The 20861-nt window shown below is 70.0% G+C and carries 14 protein-coding genes and 1 tRNA gene; 6 read left to right on the top strand and 9 right to left on the bottom strand.

Annotation, left to right across the window (positions count from 1 at the left end; translation table 11 throughout):
* Nucleotides 1–45: 45 nt before the first annotated feature.
* The 4 genes from ABL312_RS05015 to ABL312_RS05000 all read right to left on the bottom strand — a co-directional run bounded on the left by ABL312_RS05015 (nucleotide 46) and on the right by ABL312_RS05000 (nucleotide 5580).
* The gene (locus tag ABL312_RS05015; RefSeq protein WP_349360274.1) at nucleotides 46–1707 is read right to left on the bottom strand and encodes a beta-3-deoxy-D-manno-oct-2-ulosonic acid transferase; all 1662 of its coding nucleotides are present in this window, start codon (nucleotides 1705–1707) and stop codon (nucleotides 46–48) included.
* Nucleotides 1704–2999, bottom strand: coding sequence for a capsular biosynthesis protein (locus ABL312_RS05010; RefSeq protein ID WP_349360273.1), 1296 nt, complete (start codon nucleotides 2997–2999; stop codon nucleotides 1704–1706). Before ABL312_RS05010 ends, ABL312_RS05015 begins: the two co-directional genes overlap by 4 nt.
* Before the next feature lie 10 nt (nucleotides 3000–3009).
* Entirely contained in the window at nucleotides 3010–4362 is a 1353-nt protein-coding gene (locus tag ABL312_RS05005; protein WP_349360272.1) for a capsular biosynthesis protein, read from the bottom strand.
* Nucleotides 4363–4452: 90 nt separating this feature from the next.
* Complete coding sequence (locus ABL312_RS05000) at nucleotides 4453–5580, bottom strand: polysaccharide biosynthesis/export family protein (RefSeq protein WP_349360271.1); 1128 nt, start codon at nucleotides 5578–5580, stop codon at nucleotides 4453–4455.
* Nucleotides 5581–6080: 500 nt separating this feature from the next.
* On the opposite strand from ABL312_RS05000, the gene ABL312_RS04995 reads away from it, so the two are divergent.
* Together ABL312_RS04995 and ABL312_RS04990 are read left to right on the top strand one after the other, a co-directional pair.
* Nucleotides 6081–8054 carry an autotransporter assembly complex family protein gene (locus ABL312_RS04995; RefSeq protein WP_349360270.1) on the top strand — a complete coding sequence of 658 codons (1974 nt, stop codon included), beginning with the start codon at nucleotides 6081–6083 and terminating at the stop codon, nucleotides 8052–8054.
* Between the two features lie 382 nt (nucleotides 8055–8436).
* Entirely contained in the window at nucleotides 8437–12495 is a 4059-nt protein-coding gene (locus ABL312_RS04990; protein ID WP_349360269.1) for a translocation/assembly module TamB domain-containing protein, read from the top strand.
* A 4-nt stretch (nucleotides 12496–12499) separates the two neighbouring features.
* On the opposite strand, the gene ABL312_RS04985 is transcribed toward ABL312_RS04990, so the two are convergent.
* From ABL312_RS04985 to ABL312_RS04975, 3 genes are read right to left on the bottom strand one after another with little or no spacing between them, the layout of a single operon-like run.
* Entirely contained in the window at nucleotides 12500–13513 is a 1014-nt protein-coding gene (locus tag ABL312_RS04985) for an Ldh family oxidoreductase (RefSeq protein ID WP_349360268.1), read from the bottom strand.
* A gap of 47 nt (nucleotides 13514–13560) precedes the next feature.
* The gene (locus ABL312_RS04980) at nucleotides 13561–14739 is read right to left on the bottom strand and encodes a UxaA family hydrolase (protein WP_349360267.1); all 1179 of its coding nucleotides are present in this window, start codon (nucleotides 14737–14739) and stop codon (nucleotides 13561–13563) included.
* 2 nt (nucleotides 14740–14741) lie between these two features.
* Entirely contained in the window at nucleotides 14742–15029 is a 288-nt protein-coding gene (locus tag ABL312_RS04975; RefSeq protein WP_349360266.1) for a UxaA family hydrolase, read from the bottom strand.
* Nucleotides 15030–15432: 403 nt separating this feature from the next.
* Between ABL312_RS04975 and ABL312_RS04970 the strand changes: the two genes are divergently transcribed.
* The 4 genes from ABL312_RS04970 to ABL312_RS04955 all read left to right on the top strand — a co-directional run bounded on the left by ABL312_RS04970 (nucleotide 15433) and on the right by ABL312_RS04955 (nucleotide 19704).
* The gene (locus ABL312_RS04970; protein WP_349360265.1) at nucleotides 15433–16149 is read left to right on the top strand and encodes a GntR family transcriptional regulator; all 717 of its coding nucleotides are present in this window, start codon (nucleotides 15433–15435) and stop codon (nucleotides 16147–16149) included.
* 256 nt (nucleotides 16150–16405) lie between these two features.
* Nucleotides 16406–17860, top strand: coding sequence for an NAD-dependent succinate-semialdehyde dehydrogenase (locus ABL312_RS04965; RefSeq protein ID WP_349360264.1), 1455 nt, complete (start codon nucleotides 16406–16408; stop codon nucleotides 17858–17860).
* 135 nt (nucleotides 17861–17995) lie between these two features.
* A tRNA-Cys gene (locus ABL312_RS04960) sits at nucleotides 17996–18069 on the top strand.
* Nucleotides 18070–18159: 90 nt separating this feature from the next.
* Nucleotides 18160–19704: a hypothetical protein gene (locus tag ABL312_RS04955; RefSeq protein WP_349360263.1), complete on the top strand. Its 1545-nt coding sequence runs from the start codon at nucleotides 18160–18162 to the stop codon at nucleotides 19702–19704.
* Here ABL312_RS04955 and ABL312_RS04950 read toward each other — a convergent pair.
* Together ABL312_RS04950 and arsH are read right to left on the bottom strand one after the other, a co-directional pair.
* Nucleotides 19677–19913, bottom strand: coding sequence for a hypothetical protein (locus tag ABL312_RS04950; protein ID WP_349360262.1), 237 nt, complete (start codon nucleotides 19911–19913; stop codon nucleotides 19677–19679). The genes ABL312_RS04955 and ABL312_RS04950 overlap by 28 nt on opposite strands.
* Nucleotides 19914–20126: 213 nt before the next feature.
* Nucleotides 20127–20855 (bottom strand): arsenical resistance protein ArsH, encoded by a 729-nt coding sequence (gene arsH / locus ABL312_RS04945; protein WP_349360261.1) that lies wholly within the window; start codon nucleotides 20853–20855, stop codon nucleotides 20127–20129.
* Nucleotides 20856–20861 lie beyond the last annotated feature (6 nt).

Genomic DNA, 20861 nt, shown 5'->3' with positions numbered 1-20861 from the left:
GCTGCCCGGCGTTTCCTCCCCGTCCTTTCGCTCTCTCTGTGCCCTTTACAGGCCCAGCTTGCGGCCGAGCCAGGACAGTTCCTGACGCAGGCGCTGCAGCATCCGGTGACGCTGGCTCCCGCGTCGCGCGACCAGCCGGTCGATCAGGAATTCCGGCGGGCAAGGGTGCAGCGAGACCGGATCGATGGTGACCGGGTAATCCACGAAAGCGACATGGGCGAGCGTTTCGAGATCGAGCGGCGTCTCGCGCTCTTCCCCGCGCGCGAGGTTCGGCGTGGTGTCGCGGGTCAGCCCCCATCCGGCGTAGAAGGGCATGCCGTGCACGGTCACGGGCACGCCGCGCAGCAGCGCTTCGAAGCCGGACAGCGAGGAGAAGGTCTCGACGCGGTCGACGATCTCCAGCAGGTCGAGAATGTCGTGTCCGGTCACAACGCGGTCGGCGAGCCCCTCAAGCGCGCGCGCGTCGATACCGCCCTTGCGCAGCCCCGCCTCGACGTCCGGATGCGGCTTGTAGAGAATATGGGCGTCCGGGTTGCGCGTGCGCGCGAGCCGCAACAGGTCCAGATTGACGTTCTCGGTGCCGGCGCAGTCGATCAGGGCCGAGCGAGACCGGCGCACGCCGGCATCGTCGCCGACCTGCCCCGGCACCAGCACGATCTCGCGATCCGCCGGCAGTTCCGGCAGATCCTTGCCCCCGCCGACATTGTACTTCGTCACCCGCGCCGCGCGGACCCGCGCGATCAGGAGGCGGGCACGCGCCCGTTCGACCTCCGAGAGGCGACGGCCGCGCAGGAGCGTCTCCATGCGGCTCGGCCCGCTTGCATCGAAATAGATCCCCTCGTCGTCGAAGGCGAGCGCCGCGCCGGGCGCGAGACCCGCGCCGAGCCCGACCGAGCGCAGGAAGCCGTCCTCGATCCGCCAGAGCTCGACCTTCGCCTCGGTCGCGCGGCGGACGGCATCCCCGTCGACCGCCGCCGCCCAGCCGAGCACGCGCCCGCCGGTGCGGCGCGCGGCGGCAATCGCCGCCTCGGCATCGGCGGCGAAGTCCAGCGGCCGCTCCGGCGTCGAGAACGCGGCGCGGATGGCCGCGCGGTTCCAGGATTTTGCGCCGAAACAGACGGCCGGCCGGGCGGCAAGCGCGGCGTGACGGCGCATGGCGGCCAGTCCGAGGCTCGCCAGCCCCGCCGGAAGGGCCGCGTCCGCGTCATAAGGGCTCGGGTGAACGACAGCACGCGTGAAGGCTGACGGCAGCGCGGCGTCCGCCCCGTCCGGTCCGACGAGATCGATCAACGCCCGCGCCACCGCAGCGCGCATCGGATCGCCGGCGTCCGGGAGCCAGTCGACCGGAGACCGAGCGCCCCTATGGTCGAAGGCCCCGCGCGCGGCCGCCATCAGGGACGCGCCGGCGCGCAGGTGCTCGGGAGCGATGGGGAGACACAGCAGCAGCGTGGCGCCGGCGAACGCATGCAGGCCGTCGCCTTCGAGCGGCGCGCCGGCGGCCAGCGTCAACGGAACGCCGCGCGCCCGGGCGATCTCCCGCGCCGGACCGGCGGCAGGCGCGCCCGCGCCGATCACCACCCCGTCGAGCCGTGCGGGCGGTGTCGCACCGGCAAGGATGCGCGCCTTGAGCGCCGCCGCGAGGGCGGCACGGTGCGGAGAGAGATCCGGGTCCGGGCACCAGATGCGGGGCTTGCGCGCGCGGCTCATAGCGGCACTCCGAGCGCCCGCGCCCGCGCAAGTCGCGGCGGCGGCTCGACGATCGCCTCGCCCGGCAGCGCATCCGGATCAAGCAGACGCGCGGAGATCGTCTCCACCGCCTCCTCCAGCCCGGCGCGATTGTGGATCGACCCGCGAAGCTGGCTCGTCGCCAGCAGGGCATGCAGCAGATCGGTGACGAGAGCGGGATCGGGCGTCGTCGGCGCGCGCCAGAAACCGTCCAGATCGCCCTGATGCGTCAGCCCCGGCAGGTCGAACAGCGTCGGCGCCAGGGTCTTGACCGGAACGCCGGCGCGCAACGCCTCCAGTCCGGCGGTGGAGGTGATCGTCGCCACGCCGCGCGCCCGCGTAAACAGATCCGGAAGCCGCCCTCCGTCAAGCAGCACGATCCGCCCGGCCGACGCATCGGCGCCCGCCAACCGCGCCACCGCGCGCCGCCAGTCGACCGTGCCATTGTCCAGCGGATGGGTCTTGACCACCAGCCGGGCATCGGCCGGCGCGGCCCTCACGAAGGACGCCACGATGGTCTCCAGTCCGTCGACCACGCTCGCGAAGGGCGACTGGGCGATGACCTGATAGTCGCCTTCCACCTGCAGCGGCAGCACGAAAAACGGCGCCTCATCGGTCAGAATCGTCTGCTGGAGCTGCTCGGCCTGCCGCTTGCGCGCGCTTGCGCCGATCAGCCGCCGGAGCCACAGGGCATAATCGACCAGCGGCGATTGCGGCGTGTGCCGGCGGTATCGCGGGGTCAGCCACGACAGGAGCAGATTGGGGATGTGGTAGGACACGTCCTGCCAGGCCTCCAGCGCGAAGGACCCGGGATGGCGCGGCGAGAGGTCGCGGTCGCGCGCGCCGGCCGCCAGCCGGCGGATCGCATCGGGATCGTCGGGGAAGCGGCTGAGGACGTTCAGCCCTCCGCGTTCCAGCGTCATGAAGCCGGGCCGCAGCACCCCCAGTTCGGTGACATGCACGCGCACGCCCCGGGCCTCCGCCGCCAGCACCGCCGGGCGATGATAGGGCCGCGTGTCGCCATGCAGGACGAGGTCGGTCACCCCGGCCTCCTCCAGAAGCGCAGCCACGCGATGCGGCCAGTCGGCGAGCGATCCGCGGTAGAGTTCTGTTCCCTCTCCATGCCAGTGTAGCCAGTCGCCGACGCAGAAATTCACACGCCGCACCCGGTGCCCGGCCGCGAGCACGCGCGCACCCAGACGCCGGTAGAGCGGCGACAACGGCCCCTGCAGGAAGAGGAAGGAGCGCGCGCGGCCCGCATCGGCGCAGGGCATGGCCGCCCTCTCAGCCGCGCCAGGCACGCCACCACCGCCCGACCCTGCCGCGCGCCGCCCATTCGTCGCGGAATGACATGGGAATGCCGAGCGCGCGCGCGGCCGCGCCGCGCGGCGCCGGCTCCACGGTCGCGGCCGGGGCATTCACCCGCCCCTCGACGATGCGGGCCGCCAGCGTGCGCGCCGCCGCCGCCTTGCCCTCGCGGGTGTAGAAATTGCCCTGGATCTGGATCGTCTGGCCCATCAGCCGCTGCAGGGCCTCATAGACCTCCGGGTCCGGTGCCTGCGGCCCGCGCCAGAACCGCTCGAGCGGCAACTGACAGGTCACCCCGGGCAGATCGTAGACCGCGATGCCCAGGATCTTCACCGGACACCCGATCCGCACGGCATGCAAGCCGGTCGTGGAATTGATCATCAGCGCGCCGGAGGCGTGTCTGAGCAGCGTGACGAGATTGCCCCCGTCGACGAAATGCACCCGGCGCTTGACCCGATGCTTGCGCGCGAGCTGACGCACGATCCGGCGCCAGGGCTCGATCCCCTGGTCCATCGGGTGCACCTTGACCACGAATTGCGCCGCCGAATGGGCATGGCGGGCGAAGGAGGCGATCGCCTGATCGAGCGCCTCGGCCTCATGCTCGAAGGGCGCGTTGTAGCGCAGCTGATAGTCGCTTTGCAGTTGGAGCGGGAAGACGAAATACGGACAGCGCGACTCGATCAGGTCGTCGATCAGGATCTTGGCCAGCCGGTCGCGGCGGCGCGACATGACCAGCCGGGGCACCATCGCCAGATACTCGAAGAACGGATGGTAGTACTTGTCCTGGCAAAAAAACGGAAAGAGCGGGAGCGCCAGCGCATTGAGGACGTGAAACACCACCTCGTGCGTCGCTTCGAGCCAGAAGGGATGACGGTAGCGAATGGTCATGTCGAGCGGCGGCAGATCGGCCGCGGCGGCGCGAATGGCATCCGTATCGACGGGAAACAGGGAGCGGGCGGACATGCCGTCGCGCTCCGCGGTGATCCAGTCGGGGCGCAGGTAGCCGTTCTCATAGGCGACCGCGCAAATCCCGTTGGCGCGGGCGACGTCGAGCGCGGCGGAATGATAGGGAAACCGGTCCTGGTAGTAGGCGACGTCGGTGACGCCGTGCCGGCGCACGAAGTCCTCCAGAAACGTCGGCCAGTCCCGCAGACGTCCCCGATAGGTGGTGCAGCGCCGGTCATTCCAGAGCAACTGGTCGGAGAGGCTGAGATTGATCCGCAGCGCCCGATGACCGAGGCGCTCCAGCTCGTTGGCGACCACCTTGGGGAAATCGGAGGGAGGGCCCTGCAGAAACAGGACGGTTCGCCGCGTGTTCTCCTGTCCCATCGGTTTCAACCGCCTGTTCGAGCCCCCGCACGCGCACCCCGCATCACCGCGCGGAGCGGCGCGCCGGGCCGCGCGATACCGCTCGCCGCGTCAGTCGACGAGCGCGTTGGCGGTGTTCACGTTCGACAGGAGCGGACCGATGATCTGCAGGAACTTGCCGAACTCCGCCGTAGGATGGTTCGCGACGTAGATGATATCCTTGTCGCGCATCCCGAAGGAACGGGCAAGGAAGAAGGCTTCGGCCTGACGCAGGTTGAGCTTGTAAACCACGGGCACGCGGGCGGTGTGGAACTTGTCCGCGACCTCGCCCTTCAGCTTGCGCACCAGCTCGCGGTCCTCGAAGCGGAACAGGAAGATGCCGGCGGCATCGGCGAAGAAGTCCTTCAGGCCGCCCACCTGCGCCAACCCTTCGGCGAGCGAGACAGATTCCGTCTTGAAGGGAACCAGCTTGGTCTCCTTCACCGCCCCGAAGGCGGAGAAGGTGCGCGGCTTGTGCGTGACGAGCACATTGTCGCCCGGGGTCAGCCAGATGTTGTTTTCCGGATATTCGATCAGGTCGACGAGGCGTGCCTCGCCCGACGCGCCGCCGCGCTTCAGGGTCACGACCGTCTCATAGGTCGCCTCGCGCGATCCGCCGGCCCGCGCGATCGCTTCCAGCAGACGCATGCCGCGCACCGACATGGTGTATTGGCCCGGCTTGGTGACATCGCCGACGACGACCACGCCGCTGCTCTCGTTGCCCTCGACCATCACGAGCACCTGCGGCTCGATCGCCTTGCCCTTGAGGCGCTCCTCGATGGCGGCGCGCAGGTTCTCGACCGACCGGTCGGCCGCGCGCACGCGTCCCGCGTAGGGAATGAAGATGTAGCCGGCCTCGTCCACCACCGCGGGCACGGTCACCTGCTTGCCGTCGGTCGTGGAGAACAGACCGTCGGGCGCGGCTTCCCAGATGGTGACCATCAGCCGGTCGCCGATGCCGAGCCGGGTCGCCCGCCCACCGGCGGACACCTTGCGAAAATGCGCGGAAAACGGCTTCGGCCGATAGGCGTGGAGGGTCGAGATGGACTCGCGATCGACGGTCACCAGCGCATAGCTGTTGCGAACTGCGTCCCCTTCGATGTCTTCGGAGGAAATGGTGATTGCGGCTGGCCCCTGCCCCGGCAGGCCAGCGCAGGCCGCGAGAACCAGACTGCAAAATGTAATCACCAAAAAACGCATGAAACCCTCGGAAACCTTGGCGCGACCCTCGCGCTCAGCGATCATGAGTTAGCACCGGCGCCCGACCCTGTCCAAGCGCGAGACGGGCTCGGCCTCCCATGACGCCGAAGTGTTGTGGATATGCAACAACCTTGCCGGCATAAGTTAAAGAAAATCATAAAATTCAAGCCGTCAGGCGAGGACTCCCCATATCCGACGGGGTCTTCGCATCTGCGGCAGTCGAATCGTCATGCGCGGAGTTTCGTGCCATAAGCATCCTGACGCGGGACTGCGGACGCGGGGGATCGGGGCGACCCGATTCAGACGCGGTCAACCATTCGCACGCCACACTCCGGCTGGAGACAGTCCGGCACGGGCGATCCGGCGGTGAGGCGTGACCTTAGCCGCCGCGGTCGCGCATCGGCCTGCCCGCATGGTCCGCGGGCGTGCCCGAAGGCATGGACCACGAGGATGAACCGGCGCCGGAACCGCGCCCGCAAGCAGGAGAGACATCGCTCGACATGAGGGCCACCGCGCGATCTTGCCAGACGCATGGCGCCGATTCGTCCTGCCGCGACGCGGCGGCGGGTGGCCTGCGCGCGCGCGCCGCACGCGGCGCGACGCTGGCGCTCGTGCTTGCGCTGTCCACCGCCCTCACACCGGTGCCCGCCCTGGCCAGCGGTTTCTTCGACTGGCTGCCCTTCGTCGGCAACGACAGCGAGGACAGCGCCACGGAGGCGGTGGTCGATCCCGTCGCCTATACGGCGACGCTGACGATGACGGGCCCGGCCGACGCGGAGCTCGAGGCCGGGCTCGCCGGCGTCTCCGAGCTCCTGGACAAGGATGCCCGCCCGCCGTCCGGCGAGGCGGGTCTGGTTGCGCGCGCGCTCAGCGACTTCGAGCGCCTGGTCGGCAAGCTCTACGCGGAAGGCTACTATGCCGGAACGGTGGCGATCCGCGTCGCCGGCCTGTCGCTGGAGGACGCCGTCGATGCGACCGCCCTGCCCGGCCCCCGCCCGGTGCCGGTCGACATCGCGGTGCGGCCGGGTCCGCGCTTCGCCTTCGGCGACATTCAATTGACGGGCGACCCCGCGCCGGCGCCCGCCGCGACGTACGGCCTGGTGCCCGGCGAGGTGGCGCGTTCGGGCCGGATCCTGCGCGCGGAGGAGCGCATCGTCGCCGATCTGAAGGCGCGCGGATATCCCTTCGCCAGCATCGAACGGCGCGAGGTCGTCGCCGATCACGACACCGATACGCTCGATGTCCGGCTGACGGTCGCAACCGGCAAGGCGGCGCGCTTCGGCCCGGTGAGCGTGTCGGGCGCGCAAGTGACCGATCCCGATTTCATCGTCGCGCAGGCCCGGTTGCCGGAAGGCGCGCCCTATACCCCGGCGGAGATCGACCGCGCCCGCACGCGCCTGCTCGATCTCGGCATCTTTTCCTCGGTGCTTCTGGTGCCGGCGGAGACGGTGGATGCCGACGGACGTCTGCCGATCACCATCGAGGTGGCGGAACGCAAGCGCAATGTGATCGGCGTCGGCGCCAACTGGTCGAGTTCGGAAGGCTTCGGCGTGGAGAGCTACTGGCGCCGGCGCAATCTGTTCGGACGCGGCGAATTGCTGAGCCTCGAAGGCTCGGTCGGACGGATCGGCGACAACAGCCTGTCGGATCTGGAGTATGCGGCCCGCATCGCCTTCGAGAAGCCCGGCGCCTTCGGGCCCCAGACCCGCTTCCTCACCAGTCTGGAGGCGCGTCAGGAGATCCCCGACGCCTATCGCAGCCGCAACATCACCGCCGACGCCTTCGTCGTCTACGACCGCAGCGAACAATTGTCGCTGAAGCTCGGCGCCGAGGTGCAATATGCCAGCGAGACCGACGCCTTCGGCTCGGAGCGCTATCTGCTGACCGGGGTGATCGGCGAGGTCGCCTACGACACCCGCGACGACAAGCTCAACCCGACCGAAGGGCTCAACGCCCTGCTGTTCGTGGAACCGGCCTATGACATCAAGGGCGGCAACGCGATGCTGTTCACGCGCGGGTCGGTCTCCGCCTATCAAGCGCTGGACGACGCCAAGCGTTTCGTGCTGGCCGGTCGGCTGGCGGCGGGCAGCATCGTCGCCCCGTCGGTGCGCTCGATCCCGGCCGCGCGGCGCTTCTTCTCCGGCGGCGGCGGCTCGATCCGGGGCTATGCCTATCGCAATGTCGGCCCGCGCCGGGCCGGCGAGGTCACCGGCGGGCGCAGCTTCGTCGAGGCCTCGGCGGAGGTGCGCATGAAGGCCACCGAGACCATCGGGCTGGTCGGCTTCGTCGATGCCGGCAACAGCTACGATGCGATCCTGCCCAACTTCGACAACGGGGTGAAGATCGGCGTCGGCGCCGGGGTGCGCTATTTCACGCCGGTCGGGCCCTTGCGCCTCGATGTCGCGGTGCCGCTCGATCCCGAGAAGGACGACCCCGCCTTCGCCGTCTACATCGGCCTCAGTCAGGCGTTCTGACGCGGCACGGCCGATCGTGTCGAGAGATCGATGCTGAGAGATCGATTCAGGCGCGCTTGAGGAACCGATTCAGGTTTCCATGCGTTTCGCGAGTCGCATCAAGGTCTTGCGCGCAGCGGCTGCGATCCCGATTCACCGTGTCGGCAACGCCCCGACGTTAACCGATGCTTAAGCTCTCGGCGTCGATTTCGAGAGTCCGGTCAACGGCCTGGCGGCCACTCTTCAGGTTCCGATTCCGGGTCAACGCCTTCAACCGCACCTTCACCGTGCCGTCCGTGCCATGATTTCGCTTCAACGCGAATCGATAAGACACTGAGCGGCGATTCAGTTTCGCCCCCTTTGGGTCGAGCGTTTGCGGTCTCGCCCCCATGCGAAGGATCCCATGCCCGCGCGCACCTTGAAAGCCAAAGCCCTTGCCGTCGCGGGCGCGCTGCTGCGCCTGACGGTCGGGCTCGTGCTGATCGCCGTCGTCCTCGGCGGGGCGACGCTCGCCGCCCTGCAGACCGCGCCCGGACGCGTGGCGGCCGCGAACGTCATTTCGTGGGCGGCCTCGGGACCGGACCGCACGCTGAAGCTGGACGGCCTCACGGTCGGCTGGGGGCTCGACGTCACGCTGGAGCGGGCACGGCTCGGCGACGGTACCGGCGATTATCTGACGCTCGAAGGCCTCGCCCTTGCCTGGCAGCCAACCGCGCTTCTGGGCGGACGCATCGCGGTCGATGCGCTGACGCTCGACCGGCTCGCCCTCGACCGGCTCCCGGCCCCCGCCGACGAACCCGAGCCCGCCGAGCCGGCGGGCGAGATCGGCCTGCCGAACCTTCCGGCCGTCGATCTCGGCCGGGCCGCCATCGGCGACATCGCGCTGGGGCCGGCGGTCGCCGGCACGGCCATGCGGCTCACCGCCGACGCGCGTGGACAGGTCGCGGCGGGGGGCCTGACGGCCAGCCTGTCGGTCGAGCGGACGGACGGAACCGCCGGCGCGCTTTCCGCCGACATCGCCTTCGTGCCCGCGCAGAACCGGCTCGACCTCGCGCTTACCGGATCGGAACCGCGCGGCGGTCTCGCCGCGCGCCTGCTCGATATTCCCGGCCTGCCGGCGCTCGACCTCTCGGTTGCCGGCGCCGGGCCCCTGTCCGACTGGAGCGCCGATCTCGCGCTGAAGCTCGACGGCGAGACGGAGGTTTCCGGCACGGCCCGACTGACCAGCGCGGAGGACACGCGCCGGCTGACGGCCGGGCTCGACGGCCGCCTCGCCCGGCTCGCCCCGCCCGTCGCCCAGGCGGTCCTGCTCGGCGACACGCGCCTGACGGCCACGGCCGAGCTTGGCACCGATTTCACCCCGCGCAGCCTCACCGCCGATCTGACGACGCAAACGCTTTCGCTCGACGTCGAGGCGAGCCGGGATGCCGCCACGCAGCGCCTGACGGCCCGTGTCGACGGGCGCCTGTCGGCCGGCGGCGACGCGCTCATCGCCCTCGACCTGCCGGAGCGGCGCATCGCCATTGGCGAAACGACCCTGGCCATCTCGGCCGACGGACCGCTCGACGCGCTCGGCTGGCAGGTCCGGCTCGCGACGGCGCGGCTTGCCACCACGGAGGCCGCCCTGTCGGGTCTCCGCGCGCGGCTTTCGGGCACGGACTTCGATGCCCGGCAGCCGCTCGCGCCGCTCGCTGTGGAGCTTGCGGCCGAGATCGCGGCAGTCGAGGCGAGCGACCCGGCGCTTGCGGCGTTCAACGGCCCGGCCGATCTCGACGCCACCGCCCGGATCGACGCCGCCGCGCAAGGGATGACGCTGGAGACCGCGCGGCTTACGCTCGCCGCGCTGACCGCCTCCGCGACGGGCGACATCGCCGCCGACGCGCTCGACGCGACCCTCGACGTGGAGATCCCCCGGATCGGCGCGTTCGACCCGCGCCTTGCCGGCGCCACGACACTCACCGCCGCACTCACCGGCACGCCGGCCGCGCCGCGCGTCGCCGCCACCGCCACCGCCGAGCGGCTGATGCTGGACGGCAATCCGGTTGAGGACCTGCGCCTCACCGCCGACGTCGATGTCGCCGCGCCGCGCGCGGAAATCGATCTCGCCGCGACGCTGGAGGGCCAGGATCTGACGGCCCGTCTGCACGCGGAACCCGATGGCCCGGGCGCGCGCATCGACCCGCTCACGCTGGCCAGCGGCGACAATCGCATCGAGGGCGCGCTGCGGATCGCCGATCTCGCGCGGGCACTCGACACGCTCAGCGGCGAGTTGACCATCGACGCGCCGGATCTGTCCGCCTTTTCCACCCTCGCCCTCACCGACCTCGGTGGGGCGCTGGAGGGCACGCTCAGCCTCACCGAGCGCGACGGCGTGTCCGATGCCCGCCTTGCGCTTTCGGGCCGCGACGTCGTTGCCGCGGGAACCACCATCGGGACGCTGTCGGCGGATCTCGCCGCGCAAGGCCCGCTCGCCGCGCCGCGTCTGGCGGGCGAGGCGGAGGCGCGCGCACTTGCCTTCGGCGAAACGCGCATCGCCCGGGCGACGCTTTCCGCCACGAGCGAGGCCAATGCGCAGACGCGCGTGCAGCTTGACGCGCGTCTGGCCGAAGGCAACACCGCCGACGGGCTCGCGCTGGATGCCCGGCTGGTGCCGGAGGGCGACGGCCTCGCCATCGTCCTCGCCGCGCTCGACGGCCGCTACCGGGGAATCGACACCAGGCTCAGCGAGCCGGCACGGATCTCGGTCGTCGACGGGGCGGCGCGCATCGAATCGCTGTCGCTGCGCCTCGGCTCGGGCACGCTCACGCTGGCCGGCACGGCCGGCGACCGGCTCGATCTGAGGGCACGGGCGGACCGGCTCCCGCTGGCGCTCGCCAATTCCGTCGCGCCGGGCTTCGGTCTCGCCGGGGCGCTCTCCGGCTCGGTCGAGGTCACCGGCGCGGCGGCGGACCCGCGCGCTTCATGGACCCTCTCCATCGCCGGGCTTGGCGCGGCGCCGCTGCGCAGTGCGGGCGTCGGCGATCTGGCGCTTGCCTCAAACGGCAGCTTTCAGGGGATGCGCCTTACCCAACGCACGCAGGTGACCGGGACCGAAGGGCTTCAGGTCGTGGCCGAAGGGCCGGTCACGGTCTCCGGCGCCGGCGCGCTCGATCTTTCGGTTTCGGGACAGCTGCCGCTCGGCGTCGCCCGGCGGCAGCTCCTGCTCGCCGGCCTGTCGGCGCAAGGGGCGATGACGCTCGCAGGCCGCATCGGCGGGTCCTTCGCCGCGCCACAGGTCGCGCTGACGCTGACGCCGAACGCGGTGGCGCTCACCCATCTCGCCTCGGGCCTCGCACTGCGCGAGGTCGCCGGCACGGTGCGCGTCACCCGGGAGACGGTGACCATCGACGGGCTCGCCGCGGCCATTGCCGCCGGCGGAAGGCTTTCGGCCGACGGCAGCATCGGGCTCGACGGCGGCATGCCGGCGGATCTCTCGCTCACCGTCACGGACGGGCAATATTCCGACGGGCGCATCGTGCGTGCCCGCGTCAACGCCGACCTGCGGCTCAACGGCCCGCTCGCCTCGCCGACCACACCGGCGCGGCTCTCCGGCACCGTGACCATTCCGCGCGCCGACATCACCATCCCCTCCAGCCTGCCCGGGACCATCGATCCGGTGTCGGTCACCCACCGCAATGCGCCGGAAGACGTGCGCCGGCAGGACGCGGCACTGCATGGCGGCGACGGGGGCGGCGGAGGCGGCAATGGCGGCGGACGCCCGCTCGCCCTCGATGTGACCGTCACCGCGCCCGGTCAGATATTCGTGCGCGGACGCGGGCTCGACGCGGAACTCGGCGGCTCGCTGCGCCTTGTCGGCACCAGCGCCGACCCGCAGGCGGTCGGCGGCTTCAGCCTGCGCCGGGGCGTGCTTCAGGTGCTGACCCGGCGGGTGAATTTCGACAAGGGCGAAGCCTCCTTCGCCGGCTCGCTGATGCCCGATCTCGATTTCGCCGCGACCTCGCAGGCGGGCAATGCGGCGGTCACCATCACGGTGCGCGGACCGGCGAGCCAGCCGCAGATCGCCTTCACCTCCTCGCCGGACCTGCCGCAGGACGAGATCCTCGCCCGCTTCCTGTTCGGACGCGGCATGAGCGACCTGTCGCCGGCGCAGATCGCGCAGCTCGGCGCCTCGGTTCTGGCGCTCACCGGCGGCGGCGGCGAAGGACCGCTCGGCCAGCTGCGTCAGGCGCTCGGCGTCGATGCCATCGACGTCGACACCTCCGACGCCGACGGTCCCACGGTGTCGGTCGGCAAATATCTGGACGACAACATCTATCTCGGCGTCAAACAGGGCACGCGCGACGCCTCCAGCCGCGTCACCGTCGACATCGACGTGACCAGGTCCCTGAAACTGCGCGGCGAGGTCGGCGCCGACGGGGAATCGAAGGCCGGCATCTTCTTCGAACGCGAGTTCGGCGACTGAGCGATCAGCCCGCGCCGGCGAGCGCGGCGATCTCGGCGTGCAGAGGGGCGGGAACCGCGATCCCGTCGCGCGCGGCGCGCGCGCGCGCCTCGAGGCGCCGGCTGCCGGGCAGGCGCGCGCCCTCCTCCGCCGCGATGGCCGACACGAGCGTCGTCACGCGCGCGCCATAGGCGCCGGCCGACACGCGGCCCGGATCGATGGCGAGCACCGTCTGACCGAGATCGGGGGGCGCGCCCTCGCCGGTGAACAGGCTCGACGCCTCGAAGGCGAGGCTTGCCCCGACGAGCGCGGCCGACATCACCTCCACCATCAGCGCCAGCGCGGCCCCCTTCGCCTCGCCGATGGGGATCATCGTGCCGGCAAGCGCCGCCCTGGTGTCGGTGGTCGGGCGACCTTGCGGGTCCAGCGCCCAGCCCTCGGGGATCGCCGTGCCGGCCTTGTCGGCGGCCATGATCTTGCCGCGCGCCACGCGCGAGACGGCGAAGTCGATGACCAGCGGCGGCTGGTCGGGCACGGGAGCCGCGAAGGCGATGGGGTTGGTGCCGAAGAGCGGGCGCTTGCCGCCCCAGGGCGCGATGGCCTGCGGCGAATTGCCGAAGACGAAAGCCACGAGCCCCTTGTCCGCCAGGCGTTCGCAATGGGCGCCCGCCTGCCCGAAGTGATGCGACCGGCGGATTGCGGCAATCGCAAGTCCCGTTTCGGCGGCGATTTCCGGCAGATGCGCGACCGTCAGGTCGATGGCAGGATAGGCGAAGCCAAGCCCCGCATCGACGCGCAGCACGGCAGGCGCCGCGCGTTCCGCCACCGGAACCGCGTGGCCGTCGACCTTGCCCGAACGCGCCTGCGCCGCATAAGACGGCACGCGCGACAGGCCGTGCCCGCCCTGCCCGTCGATCTCGGCGGCAATGAGGGCGCGGGCAACGCTCGCGGCATTGTCCGCAGCAGTGTTGCTGGCGATGAGCGCGGCACTCACCAGCGCCTCCGCCTCGCCCGGCGTGAGGGTTTTCGTAGCGGCCATGCGGACTGTTCCGTTCGATTGATCAGGTCAAGACGTTGCGATGCGCGTCACGCGCTGCGATAGAGCTTCGTCATGGAGAACTCGCGGTGGCCGAGTGCCTCAGCGGCGGTGGCGCGGCCGTTGGCGGTGCGCGCGATCATCTGGATCAGCGCGTCGCCCGCCTGATCGATGGTCATCTCGCGGCTGAGCACCCCGGTCACGTCCACGTCGATGTGCTCCGACATGGTGCGAAGCGTGCGCGGATTGCCCGAGATCTTGATCACCGGCACGATCGGATTGCCGATCACATTGCCCTGACCGGTCGGGAACGTGTGGATCACATAGCCCGCCGCCGCCATCAGCGTCACGCATTCGGCGGCCGCCGACGAGGTGTCCATGAAGTAGAGCCCCGGACCCTTCTCCGGCGCGACCGCCGGCCCCAGCGCGTCGATATAGGTCGAGGTGCGGCCGATCTTCTCCAGATTGCCGAGCGCCTTTTCCTCGATGGTCGACAGGCCGCCCAGGATGTTCCCCTTGGTCGGCTGGCTGTCGGAGAGATCCGACGTCTTGAAGGGTTCGATCACCTCGTCCTGATAGGCCTGGAACAGCGCCATGAACTTCTCGCCCGCCTCGGGCGTCGCCGCGCGCCTGACGCAGATATGCTCCGCGCCGGTGATCTCCGAGGTCTCGCCGAAACAGCCGTAGAGCCCGTGCGGCAAGAGCTTGTCGTACATGTTGCCGACCGTCGGGCAGGACGACAGGCCCGTCGTCGTGTCGCTCTCGCCGCATTTGGTCGAGACCCACAGGTCGGTGAGCGGACAGGGCTCGCGCTCCAGCTCGCTCGCCCAGTGGACGAACTCCTTGGCCTTGCGCGAGGCGGCCGCGATGGTCGCGATGTCGCCGTTCTGCTCGATGGAAAAACCCTCCACCGGCTTGCCGGTCTTCGCGATGCCGTCGACGATCACCTTGGTCCATTCCGGCTCGATGCCGATGACGACGACGGCGGCGACATTCGGATTGGCACCGGTGCCGATGATCGTGCGGAAATGGAGATCCAGATCCTCGCCGAACTGCAGCCGGCCGTAGGCATGCGGGATCGCCAGCGTGCCCTTGATGTTGTTGGCGACCGCCTCGCAGGCGGCGTTGGAAATGTCGTCCACGGGCAGGATCAGCACGTGGTTGCGCACGCCGACGCGGCCGTTCTCGCGGCGCCAGGCGCGGACTTCGAGGCTCTTGGGGTCCTGCATGATCACCACCGCTTGGTCTTGAGATTGTGGGTGTGGACGTGGCCGCCCTTCGGGGCCGGGCCGGTCATGCGGCCGATGTCCTCGCCGTATTTGATCACCGTGTCGCCCTCGGCGAGGTCGACCAGCGCGACCTTGTGGCCGATGGGAATGTCGGCGTTCACCTTAAGGTGAAAGTCGCTGTCGTCTTCCGTCACCACGCACAGCATGTCCGTGCCGGCCGTCAGACCCTCCACAACGACAACGCCGACATTGTCGGCCCGGTCGTGAACGAGAAGATGTGGTTTGGACATGCATGCCTCCTAACGCCTCGGCGGGCCGGCCGCGCTCGCGGTTGGTCTGCAAGGACCGGAACTCGGGTCAATCCTTCCCAGGTCCCTGCCCCGATGCGCCGTCGCACGAGCGGGCGCCCTTGAAAAACTTATGTCTTATATAAGACATCTTACATCAAAGATTGGACAGCTTTGCAAGGTCGGACTATGACCGAGGAAACGGATGCCGACCGTCCGGCCGCGCGCGGCCATGCACGGACGCCTCCGCCACAGGCATGGCGAGCCGCGCATGGCGCGGCGGGCATGGCGAGCCGGGCATGGCGCGGCGGGCATGGCGAGCCGGGCATGGCGAAGCCGGGCCGGCCGCCTCGGCCGGCCGGATCGTGCACGTGAAGACAAGACCACCGCAGGAAAGTGACCCGTCATGGCCGACGCGCCGGGATATCGCCCTCTTTATCGTCAGGTCCAGGACATGTTCGTCGCCCGCATCTCCGACGGGCGCTGGAGCCCGGGGCAGGTGCTGCCGAGCGAACAGACGCTGGCCTCCGAACTCGGGGTCAGCCAGGGCACGGTGCGCAAGGCGCTCGACGCGATGGCGGCCGACAATCTTCTGGAGCGCCGCCAGGGCAAAGGCACCTATGTGCGCGAGGTCACGCCGGAGCGCTCGCTGTTCCAGTTCTTCCGCATCGCGCGGCCGGGCGGCGCGCGGCTGACGCCGCAAAGCGGCCCGCCCGACGTCACGCAAGGGCCCGCCACCGAGGCGGAAGCCGCGCGTCTGGCCCTCGCGCCCGGCGAGACGGTGATCCGCATCGTGCGCGCCCGTCTGATCGAGGGTACGGCGCGCATCGTGGAGCGCATCGTCCTGCCGCAGGCGCGCTTTCCCGGGCTGACGGAGCGCGACCTGCCCAATGCGCTTTACGCGCTCTATCAGGGCAGCTACGGGATCTCGATCACCACGGCGGAGGAGGAACTGGCCGCCGTTGCCGCCGATGCCGATGCCGCCCGGCGGCTCGACGTCGCGCCGGGCACGCCGCTGCTGGAGATCGACCGCATCGCCCACGATCTCAACGGCCAGCCGGTCGAATGGCGGCGCTCGCTGTGTCACACGCGAGACCTCGTGTACGCGGTCACCCTGCGCTAAGCTCGCGGGCAACGGGAGGGGCCGGGCGATTCCCCTTTGCGCTCCGCGCGCGCCCGACGGCGGGGCAATGGCCGGCCGCACACCGTCCCAGGGCCGGGCAATGCCCGGCCGCGGAACGCTCAAAGGCCGGCGCCCATGCCCGGCCGCACCCATTCATGTCCCGGACGGGCCGGCCCGGCCCGCCGGCGACGCATCGACCGAGGCGCGAAGGGAACCGTCCCGCGCGCCGCGCAGACGCACAGTCGGGAGGCTCTTCATGATCAGCGATCACCCCCTTTTCAGGCAGGCCTGCCACATCGGCGGACTGTGGTCGCACGCCGACAGCGGCGCGACCATCGAGGTCACCAATCCCGCGACCGGCGAGACGATCGGCACGGTTCCACGCTGCGGACGGGCCGAAACGGCGCGCGCCATCGACGCCGCCTATCTCGCCTTTCAGGACTGGAAGGCGACCACGGCCGAGGAACGCGCCGCGCTGATGACGGCGCTGTGCGACGCGATCATGGACAATCACGACGCGCTCGCCGAAATCCTGACCACCGAGATGGGCAAGCCGCTTGCGGAGGCGAAGGGCGAGATCGCGCTCGGCGTCAAATATGTGCGCTTCTTCGCCGAACAGGCCAAGCGCATCGACGGGGACATCATTCCCTCGCCCTGGCGGGGCAAGAAGATCCTGGTGACGAAGGAGCCGGTCGGCGTCACCGGCGCGATCACGCCCTGGAATTTTCCCCATTCGATGATCTCGCGCAAGCTGGGCGCCGCGCTCGCGGCCGGCTGCACCATGGTCATCAAGCCGGCGAGCCAGACGCCCTATTCCGCGCTCGCCTTCGGCGCGCTGGCGGAACAGGTCGGCTTTCCGCGCGGTGTGGTCAACGTGCTGACCGGCTCGGCCGCCGAGATCGCGGCGGAGATGTGCGAGAACCCGAACCTGCGCAAGATCACCTTCACCGGCTCCACCGAGGTCGGCAAGGGGCTCGCCTCGCATGCCGCCGCCAACATGAAGAAGATCTCCATGGAGCTCGGCGGCAACGCGCCCTTCCTGGTGTTCGACGACGCCGATCTCGACGCGGCGGTCGAGGGCGCGATGGTCTCCAAGTTCCGCAACTCGGGCCAGACCTGCGTGTGCGCCAACCGCATCTATGTGCAGTCCGGCGTCTACGACGCCTTCGCCGAAAAACTCGCCGCGGCCATCGCCGGGCTGAAGGTCGGCAACGGCCTCGACGAGGGCGTCTCCCAGGGCCCGCTGATCGACCTCAACGCGGTGGAGAAAGTCGAGGATCACATCCGCGACGCCACATCCAAGGGCGCAAGGGTGCTCGCCGGCGGCAAGCGCCACGCCAACGGCGGCAGCTTCTTCGAACCGACCCTGATGGCCGATGTGACCGCCGAGATGAAGGTCGCGCGCGAGGAGACCTTCGGCCCGCTCGCCCCCCTCTTCCGCTTCGACAGCGAGGAAGAGGCCGTCGCGCGCGCCAACGACACCGAATATGGCCTGGCCTGCTATTTCTACACGCAGGACCTGGGCCGCGCCTTCCGGGTGATGGAGGCGCTCGAATACGGGCTCGTGGGCGTCAACGAGGGGCTGATCACCACCGAGGTCGCGCCCTTCGGCGGGGTCAAGGACTCGGGCGTGGGCAACGAAGGCTCCAAATACGGCGTCGACGATTATCTCAACATCAAATACGCCTGCGTCGGCGGGCTCGGGCTGTAAGGCCCGGCCCCCAGCGCCTTCACGTCCGGCGGAGGAGGCCCGCGGCCCTCCGCCGGGCGTTATGCACATGCCGGCTGGCGGCTTCGGCAGACATTGCTTGACAGCGCCGGCCAACTCCCTGAAAAGACGCGTCACGGCCTCGTGGCGGAGTGGTGACGCAGCGGATTGCAAATCCGTGTACCCCGGTTCGATTCCGGGCGAGGCCTCCAACCTTTCCTGACAGCTCTTCCCGATGCGCCAGTCGCTGCCGCCTTCGCCGGATCGTCGTGCCATGGCGGCCCCGGGACGGACGGTCTGACATGGCGCGCACGCCGGATCACACGCCGCTTCCGCCCGCCACGGGCGACACCGGCGCGATGCCGGCCCTGTCCCCCACGCCCCTCCTCGCGATTACCCTGCTGCTGACGCTGGCCGTCGGTCTCGCCGATGCCCTCCACCTTGCGCTCGGCTACTGGGGCGGCGGGCGGACCTTCGACGCCGAAACGAGCGGCGTGTGGACGGCGCTGGCGCTCGATGCCGCCAACGGGCTCGTCTACCGGCCGGTGCTGGCCGAGGACGGCTACGGCGGCACGCGCTACATGCCGGTCTTCTTCCTGTTGCACGGGCTGGCGATCCGGCTGATCGGCGATGCGACGCTTGCGGGCGTGCTGCTGATGCAGGCCAGCGTCATCCTCATGGTTGCCGCCATCGCGCGGCTGATCGTGCAGCAGGGCGTTGCGCCGATCTGGGCCATCGCGGTGGCGCTGCTGACCTATATCACCACGCTGTATCAGCAGTATCTCAGCGACGTGAACTGCGACTATCTCGCCGCCGCCTTCAGCCTCTGGGGTCTGAGCCTCTTTCTCGGCCGCACTGACGGCCGGGCCCGCCGCGCCGCGCAGGCCTTCGGCCTCGTCCTGATGATCGCGGCCTTCTACACCAAGTTCTCGACCGTCTATGTGCCGGCGGCGCTTTTCCTGTCCTACGTGGTGCACGGGCGCTGGCGCGCAGCCCTCGCCTTCGCGGTGGCCGCCCTTGCCCTGCTGATTGCCGTCGGCGCGGCCTTTCATGTGCTGTCGGACGGGCGGATGATCGAAGCCCTTGCCGCCACCGCGACCGGCGGCACGGACCTCGCGTTCGCCCTAGGCTTCGCGCGGCGCTTCGCGGAGGAACTGATCCTCTATCATCCGGCCGTCGGCGTCTGTTTTCTCCTGGCACTCGGCAAATGGGCTCTGGACGGCCCCCGCCGCTGGCGCGCGCCGCTGCATTTGACTTTCGTCCTGGTCACGCTGGTGACGCTGGTCGTCTTCACCTCGCGCGGCATCTCCGGAAACCACCTGATCCCGCTTCATGCGGTCAGTCTTGTGCTGCTGGGCTCCGCGCTCACCGGATCGCGCGGCCAACGCCGCGCGCTCGCCGCCGGCATCGCGGTCCTCGGTCTCATCGTGGTCGCGACCTGGCTACCGGGTGTACCGTCGGTGCGCGCAACGCTTGCCGCGCGCGCCAATCCCTCCATTGCCGAGATCCGCGCGGCGATCGATCGGCACGTCCCGCCCGACGGGCTGCTTTATGCGCATCACCCGATGTATCCGATCGTGGCGGGACGCCGGCCCTTCGTGCTCGACGTCTACAACCTCGACCTGTTCCTGCGCCGCGACCATCCGGTCGGACGGGATTTCAGGACCCGGCTCGCGGAGGCTCAATTCGACGCGCTGATCGTCCCCCACCCGGACAGGATCGCCCGCATCCTGGGCGCCGACAGCGACGCCGCCCGGCGCTATCGCGTCGCCGACACCCTCGGCCGCTACACCATCCTGGTGCGCGCCGCGCCCCGCGATCAGTCGCCGGGGGCGCGCGCGGAATGACCGCGGGCGTGGAAATGCGCCCGGTCGCCGGTCAGGACCAGCGCCAGTTCGTCGATATCCTCGATCACCGCATCCATGCAGCGGGCAAGCCCGGAGCGCGGCCGCATGCCGCGCCGCGCCTCCACGAGCGCGCGGCGCAGATCGGCCAGCGTGCGCAAAAGCGCGGCATGGTCGAGCGGGGGCGGGCCGGAACGACGGGGATCGGCCATCGGATCTCCTGCGGGCCTCGCATGCGGGCCGGTTCGATGGGGCAAACGCACGGCCGTGCGGGCTCCCCGCGCGAAGGCGTCTCTTCGCACCGGGCCGCTCGCACAATCGCTCAATGTTCTTTATTTGTTCTTTTATTGTGAGAGACGCGGCGCCTGTCAAGCGCCGCGCCGCAACGGGCGGCCCGCCACCGAGCGCGGGGTCAGAGCATGGGGTCAGAGCGCGCGCTGGTTCACCCGCTTCGACAGTTCCGCCCGCGTCTCCACCCGCTCGGAGTAGCGGTCGACCAGATAGTCGGAGCGCGCCCGCACCATCCAGGTGAATTTCACCAGTTCCTCGACCACATCGACGATGCGATTGTAGAAGGGCGAGGCGCGCATCCGGTCGTCCTCGCCGAATTCGGTGAAGGCCTTGGGCACCGACGACTGGTTGGGGATCGTCACCATCCGCATCCAGCGCCCGAGAATGCGCATCTGGTTGACCGCGTTGAAGCTCTGCGATCCGCCGCAGACCTGCATCAGGGCGAGCGTCTTGCCCTGGGTCGGGCGCACCCCGCCCAGCGACAGCGGCAGCCAGTCGATCTGGGCCTTCATGATGCCGGTCATCGCGCCGTGGCGCTCCGGCGAGACCCAGACCATGCCTTCCGACCAGGTGGCGAGATCGCGCAGTTCCACCACCTTGGGGTGATCGGGCTCGGCCGCATCGGGAAGCGGCAGGTCGCGCGGATCGAAGACACGGGTCTCGCAGCCGTACCAGCGCAGCAGGCGCTCCGCCTCCTCGGCGACCAGCCGCGAGAAGGAGCGCGCCCGCAGCGAGCCATAGAGCAGGAGAATGCGCGGGGCATGGCCGGGATCGCCGGGGCCGGCGAGCGCGGCCGTGTCGACGGGAACCAGACGGTCGGGATCGACCGCCGGCATGTCGGCGAGCAGGTCGGAAGAGGTCATCGGGGC

It is taken from the genome of Stappia sp. (genome assembly GCF_040110915.1).
Classification (GTDB): Bacteria; Pseudomonadota; Alphaproteobacteria; order Rhizobiales; family Stappiaceae; genus Stappia.
The sequence above is the reverse complement of the archived record's forward strand: the minus strand, read 5'-3'. Positions and strand labels throughout refer to the sequence as shown.

What these genes read in the sequence shown, in the direction of transcription:
- ABL312_RS05015 (WP_349360274.1), bottom strand. Translation starts at nt 1,707, where the DNA reads ATGAGCCGCGCGCGCAAGCCCCGCATCTGGTGCCCGGACCCGGATCTC.
- ABL312_RS05010 (WP_349360273.1), bottom strand. Translation starts at nt 2,999, where the DNA reads ATGCCCTGCGCCGATGCGGGCCGCGCGCGCTCCTTCCTCTTCCTGCAG.
- ABL312_RS05005 (WP_349360272.1), bottom strand. Translation starts at nt 4,362, where the DNA reads ATGGGACAGGAGAACACGCGGCGAACCGTCCTGTTTCTGCAGGGCCCT.
- ABL312_RS05000 (WP_349360271.1), bottom strand. Translation starts at nt 5,580, where the DNA reads ATGCGTTTTTTGGTGATTACATTTTGCAGTCTGGTTCTCGCGGCCTGC.
- ABL312_RS04995 (WP_349360270.1), top strand. Translation starts at nt 6,081, where the DNA reads ATGAGGGCCACCGCGCGATCTTGCCAGACGCATGGCGCCGATTCGTCC.
- ABL312_RS04990 (WP_349360269.1), top strand. Translation starts at nt 8,437, where the DNA reads ATGCCCGCGCGCACCTTGAAAGCCAAAGCCCTTGCCGTCGCGGGCGCG.
- ABL312_RS04985 (WP_349360268.1), bottom strand. Translation starts at nt 13,513, where the DNA reads ATGGCCGCTACGAAAACCCTCACGCCGGGCGAGGCGGAGGCGCTGGTG.
- ABL312_RS04980 (WP_349360267.1), bottom strand. Translation starts at nt 14,739, where the DNA reads ATGCAGGACCCCAAGAGCCTCGAAGTCCGCGCCTGGCGCCGCGAGAAC.
- ABL312_RS04975 (WP_349360266.1), bottom strand. Translation starts at nt 15,029, where the DNA reads ATGTCCAAACCACATCTTCTCGTTCACGACCGGGCCGACAATGTCGGC.
- ABL312_RS04970 (WP_349360265.1), top strand. Translation starts at nt 15,433, where the DNA reads ATGGCCGACGCGCCGGGATATCGCCCTCTTTATCGTCAGGTCCAGGAC.
- ABL312_RS04965 (WP_349360264.1), top strand. Translation starts at nt 16,406, where the DNA reads ATGATCAGCGATCACCCCCTTTTCAGGCAGGCCTGCCACATCGGCGGA.
- ABL312_RS04955 (WP_349360263.1), top strand. Translation starts at nt 18,160, where the DNA reads ATGGCGCGCACGCCGGATCACACGCCGCTTCCGCCCGCCACGGGCGAC.
- ABL312_RS04950 (WP_349360262.1), bottom strand. Translation starts at nt 19,913, where the DNA reads ATGGCCGATCCCCGTCGTTCCGGCCCGCCCCCGCTCGACCATGCCGCG.
- arsH (WP_349360261.1), bottom strand. Translation starts at nt 20,855, where the DNA reads ATGACCTCTTCCGACCTGCTCGCCGACATGCCGGCGGTCGATCCCGAC.